3 protein-coding genes are annotated in these 5,521 nt (G+C 46.9%); 1 reads left to right on the forward strand and 2 read right to left on the reverse strand.

All coding sequences use genetic code 11. The features are described from left to right. Nucleotides 1-59: 59 nt before the first annotated feature. Together WBA89_RS16270 and WBA89_RS16275 are read right to left on the reverse strand one after the other, a co-directional pair. Nucleotides 60-3,047, reverse strand: a complete 2,988-nt coding sequence (locus WBA89_RS16270) for a PAS domain-containing sensor histidine kinase (protein ID WP_424408168.1) — start codon at nt 3,045-3,047, stop codon at nt 60-62. A gap of 663 nt (nt 3,048-3,710) precedes the next feature. Next, a complete protein-coding gene (locus WBA89_RS16275) occupies nt 3,711-3,914 on the reverse strand; it encodes a hypothetical protein (RefSeq protein ID WP_424408170.1) in 204 nt (67 codons plus the stop codon). A 168-nt stretch (nt 3,915-4,082) separates the two neighbouring features. On the opposite strand from WBA89_RS16275, the gene trpD reads away from it, so the two are divergent. Next, nucleotides 4,083-5,201 (forward strand): anthranilate phosphoribosyltransferase, encoded by a 1,119-nt coding sequence (gene trpD, locus WBA89_RS16280; RefSeq protein ID WP_424408172.1) that lies wholly within the window; start codon nt 4,083-4,085, stop codon nt 5,199-5,201. Nucleotides 5,202-5,521: the final 320 nt, after the last annotated feature.

A 5,521-nucleotide genomic window follows, 5' to 3' on the forward strand; every position in this document is an offset into this window, starting at 1 on the left:
AATTATAAGCGATCGCTCGGACTTGATACAACCAACAACCAATAACCAATAACTAATCACTAATCACTATTTTGCTCGATCGGCATTTCTATGATAAACTCGGCTCCTTGACCGGGTGCAGACACGCAACTCAGCGTGCCGCCGTGTTCTCGGACAACTTTATAGGAAATTGACAGGCCCAAACCGGTGCCTTTGTCGGCGGGTTTGGTGGTAAAAAAAGCCTCGAACAACTGCTGGGAAACTTCTTCTGGCATTCCTGGGCCGTTGTCAGAAATCCGAATTACAGCGTTGGAGTTTTGGACTTCTGTCCTAATTTTAATTTTGCTGCGGTTAGCTTTGGCTTCGGCAACGGATCGCCCTGCGTTGTATTCCTCGATCGCATCGATCGCATTTCCGATCAAATTCATAAACACTTGATTTATTTTACCCGAATAGCACTCAACCAAAGGCAAATTTCCATAGTCCTTAATTACCGCAATTTCGGGATAGCTGCCGCGCGCCCTCAACCGGCTTTGCAGGATTAGCAGCGTTCCTTCAATGCCTTCGTGCAGGTTGACTTTGCTCATTTGAGAATTGTCTTTGCGAGAGAAAGTTCTCAGAGAGCGCACGATTTCCCGAATGCGATCGGCCCCAATCTGCATCGAGGACATCGCTTTTGGCAAATCTTCTAACAGAAACTCTAGCTCGATTTCCTCAATTTTATTTTGAATTGGTGCGGGCGGCTGCGGGCTGTGCTGCTGGTACATATCGAGCAAATTTAGCAAATCTTCGGTGTAGTGGCCGACGTGGACGAGATTGCCGCAGACGCTGTTAACGGGATTGTTGATTTCGTGAGCGACACCTGCTACCATTTGACCGAGTGTAGACATTTTTTCAGTGTGAATCAATACGGCTTGAGTTTGTTGCAATTCGTGCAAAGTATGTTCTAGCTGAAGTTTTTGTTTAGTTAATTCTGTTTGCGAATGCAGCAAAGCTTCTTCACTGCGTTTTTGTTCGGAAATATCAGTAATTAACCCTTCTAAAGCTATCAATTCTCCAGAGTCGGAATACACTCCCAAACCTTGCTCCCAAACCCATTTTAATTCGCCGTTTTTAGAAGTTATGCGGTAATTTAGCTGGTAGGGTCGATTTTCTTGCAAAGCAACTTCTACGGCATTGCAGAATATTTCGCGATCGTCCGGGTGTGTCAATTCCGAGAGAGAAATTTGCCTGGTGCCGATAAATTCTTCAGGAGAATAGCCGGATAACTGATAGCAACCTTCGCTGACAAACTCCATACTGCGATCGGCATCATTGCGAAAACGGTAGGCCATCCCCGGCAAATTGCTCATCAGCGTGGCCAGTGCCCGCTGGCTTTCCCGCAGGGCTTCTTCTGCACGTTTGCGATCGGTAATATCCGTCATCACCCCCAGCATACAAAGTTCGCCCTCCAAATCAATCAACTCTGCTGAGAGCAAACACACCACCACCGATCCCGACTTTACCCGAAATTCGCATTCCTGGTTGCGAACAACATATTTTTCTTGCAATACTTTCCTAAAATTAACTCGTTCTTCTGGCTTCGCCCAAATATTTAACTCACCTACGTTATGGCAGATAGTTTCTGCTAAACTGTAACCAGTTATCGCTAAAAAACTATCATTGACTTCAATAAAACGGCCTTCAGCAAAAGTAGTAATAGTCATCGGATCTGGACTCGACCGAAAAGCCTTAGAAAACTTTTCCTCCGACAAACGCAACTGTTGAATAGCTGCTTCCAACTGACTTGTCCGCTCTTTAACCCGGCATTCCAAAACCTCGTTAGCCTGCTTCAGAGTCTCCTGGGCCTGCACCCGATAAGTGATATCGCGCACCACAGCTTGCAGCCCCATTTTGCCGCCGATATCCATAGAAGTTAGCAGCACTTCCGCCGGAAACTCCGAACCGTCCAAACGGCGGTGCAGCCAGTCAAAACGGCAATTTCCTGTTGCTATGGCAGTATTAATTCGCTCTTGAGACAGACTCATAGAATCTTCCGATCCCAGTTGTAGCGGTGGGCTAAATTCCGAAGGATGCTTGCCGCAAAACTCCGATTCTGTGCTGCACCCAAACAACTTTAAAGTTGCCGGATTGCAATCCAAAAAACCCTCTTCGTCTAGCAGCATTACCGCATCGGTTGTCGATTCGTACAGACTGCGAAACTTCTTTTCCGATTCCTGCAAAGAAGCAATCAACTGCATCTTTTCCTCTGCCGCCCGCTTTTGCTTAGTAATGTCCTGCATGATTTGAGAAAAGCCCTGCAACTCTCCGCTTTCATCCCGCAAAGGAGTCACAATAACCTTCGCCACAAATCTGGAGCCATCTTTGCAAAATCGCCAGCCTTCACTTTCATATCTACCTGCTGCGGTAGCTGTGGCTAATTTTTCTTGTGGTTTGCCAATTTTAATATCTTCAGGCGTATAAAAGCACTCGGAGTTTTTGCCTACTATTTCGCTGGCTTCATACCCCAAAATTCTTTTAGCGCCGGAATTCCAGCTAGCTACATATCCCTTAGTATCTAACATGAATATAGCATAATCTTTAACACCTTCAATTACCATTCGCAGGCGTTCTTCACTCTCTCGCAGTGCAGATTCTGCATTTTTGCGCTGAGTAATATCTTCCACAAAACCTTCGTAATAAAGCAATTTGCCGTCGGGATCGCGGACTGCTCGCGCATTTTCCGAAATCCAAATTACCGCGCCGTCTCGGCGATAAATCTGCGATTCAAAATCCGATACGATGCCGCGCGCTTGCAAAGCCGAAACAAACTCGCCGCGGCGATCGGGATTGACGTAAAGCTGATCGCTAATATCGGTCAGATTCCCCATCAATTCTGCTGGGGAATTGTACCCGTAAATGCGAGCCAAAGCGGGATTAGCGCTGAGGTAACGACCTTCGATAGTTGTCTGGAAAATGCCGGAAACTGCATTTTCAAACATACTGTAATATTTTGCTTCCATTTGCTGTAGCGCCTCCTGCACATTCAGGCATTCTCTGGCTTTATTTTCTAATTTTTGATTTCCCACTTTTGAATACCCTGCTCTTGTGTTTGAGTTGAATAGTTTTGGTCGATTCCTGTCAAATCTGAGCCGTGAACTAGGAGGAGGATGTGCCGTGCGATGTCGAGAAACAAGCAATCGCCGTCAAGCTTGGCGATTGTTTTTTGTCCGGCGCTACAATTACACAAGTATGTTGATTCATTTCTCCTGCTGGGCTGTTAGATGTTAGATGTTAGATGTTAGATGTTAGTTGTTTTTGAGGCAAGTTTGGTTGATTGGGTTTGTTTTTTGTGAAGATTTGGCTGGCCTTCAGACGGGCTAGTTGCTCGATTCCCAACCTGCTCCTTGAAATCTGTCTGAATATATTAGCAGTTAAGTACCCTGAAATAAGTTAGTGGCGATGCTATTTTTACTACAATCAGAGGCAGCGAATTTTACAACCGCAAGAGTTTATTTTTAAGGTTTGGGTCAAAGTTCGATCGACTCTTTCTCCTGTGACTAACCTGCAGGTATCAACTGAACGGCTGTGGGTGCTGTGCTGTCGATTGGGGGATTGAAGATTTTGGATCGAATCATTGACTTGCGGCGCAGTGAATCTGTGACTGTCGCTCTGGCCTAAAATTTTGGGGTATCCACAACTTTTGTCGGAAACTTGTATCCGTTGGTGCTCTCGGTTACTGTTAATTATTTTTAGTGAAATATAATACAGCGGACTGCTGGCAGTTGCACGATCGAGCGTTTCCCTTTAAAGTTGCCATAACCAGAGGGCAATTGTTGTATCAAAAACTTCATATTCGGCTGCTGCGGGCGGACAAATGATGTCACGCTGCTAACATCAGGGGCGAAAATCTGAGCGCGGGCGCAAAATAGGGTGAGATTTGGGCAGTTTCCCAAACAAGATGCAATTTTAAGGACGCTCTAAACCATTGTGCAGTAAGTCATTGACAATTCTAAAATCTCCCGCGCAAAAATTGAACACGGTGCAAGTCTGGTAAAATGCCGATCGATTCTCGGTTTGGCCGCTAAGCTCGATCGGGCTAAACTTGACTAAAATTACTATAAATGACTGATTCTCCCGTACTCGCAACACCAGATATAGCCACAGCTTCAACTTTGACAGCGGATTCTCCTCTGTGGCCGGCCCTGCTACAACAACTGTTAGACAGACAATCTCTCTCGCGCGCCCAAGCCACCGACTTAATGCGGGGATGGCTAGCAGAAGCTATACCCCCCGTGCTTTCCGGCGCAATTTTAGCAGCGCTCCAAGCTAAAGGCATTTCTGCTCCAGAATTGGCGGGAATGGCTCAGGTATTGCAGTTTGAGTCCCTCGCAGGCGAGTCAGAAAGTGTTTTGGACGATCGCAAATCTCCCATCTCCAATCTCAAATTAATTGATACTTGCGGCACCGGCGGTGACGGCGCTTCCACGTTTAACATTTCCACGGCTGTAGCTTTTGTTGCCGCAGCAGGCCGAGTGCGAGTCGCCAAACACGGAAATCGATCGGCATCGAGCAAAGTCGGTTCTGCTGACGTGCTAGAAGCACTCGGAGTCAACCTCAACGCCGATGCAAAGAAGGTAAAAGCTGCTTTAGACTCGGTAGGGATCACTTTTTTATTTGCACCGGGGTGGCATCCAGCACTCAAGGCTGTAGCACCGCTCCGGCGCACTTTGAAGGTGCGGACTGTTTTTAACCTTTTAGGGCCTCTCGTCAATCCTCTGCGCCCGGAGGGGCAGGTAATCGGGGTGTTCGATCCCAGGATGGTATCAACTATCGCGCAAGCTTTGGGCGAGTTGGGGACTGAGCTGGCGATAGTTGTTCACGGCAGAGAAAAGTTGGATGAGGCGGGTTTGGGTGATGTGACTGATTTGGCGGTTTTGTCGGGCGGCAAGGTGGAACTTACTACTTTAAACCCGGAACAGGTCGGATTGACACCAAGTGCGATCGGCTCGTTGAAAGGTGGAAATGTTGAGGAAAACGCCGAGATTTTGCGGAATGTTTTGCAAGGCAAAGGTACAGCAGCGCAAATGGATGTTGTAGCTTTGAATGCGTCTTTGGCTTTTCAGGTGGGAGGTGCAATTCCTATGGGTTCCCACGCTGCAGGAGTTGATTTGGCTAAGGACATTTTATCGAGTGGCGAATCTTGGTTGAAGTTGCAGCAGTTAATTGAGTTTTTGCGGTGAGGAAAGAAGTTCGGCACCGGATGCAATTGGCTGATTTAACAGATGTTGAAAAAAGAGGTTATATCGTTTCCGGTTGCATCGGAATGATTTAACCACAGAGAACACAGAGAACACAGAGAGGTCAGAGAGAAATGAATACAGGACGATGAAGAGAGGAATTGATATTAGAGGCCAGAGGAGGGAAGAATGAGAAGCACAATTTGCGATCGTCTCTCGCTTCTGGCGATCGAGCAAACTCGAACCATTACGCAGGGATCAACTGTTTGCAAAACCCAGCGAACTCTTAAGGTATTCGCACGCTCGGACTAATGACTAATGAC

This window comes from Microcoleus sp. (assembly GCF_049646505.1).
GTDB lineage: Bacteria > Cyanobacteriota > Cyanobacteriia > Cyanobacteriales > Microcoleaceae > Microcoleus.

Coding starts and splice junctions, on each gene's coding strand:
- trpD (WP_424408172.1), top strand. CDS start 4,083: ATGACTGATTCTCCCGTACTCGCAACACCAGATATAGCCACAGCTTCA.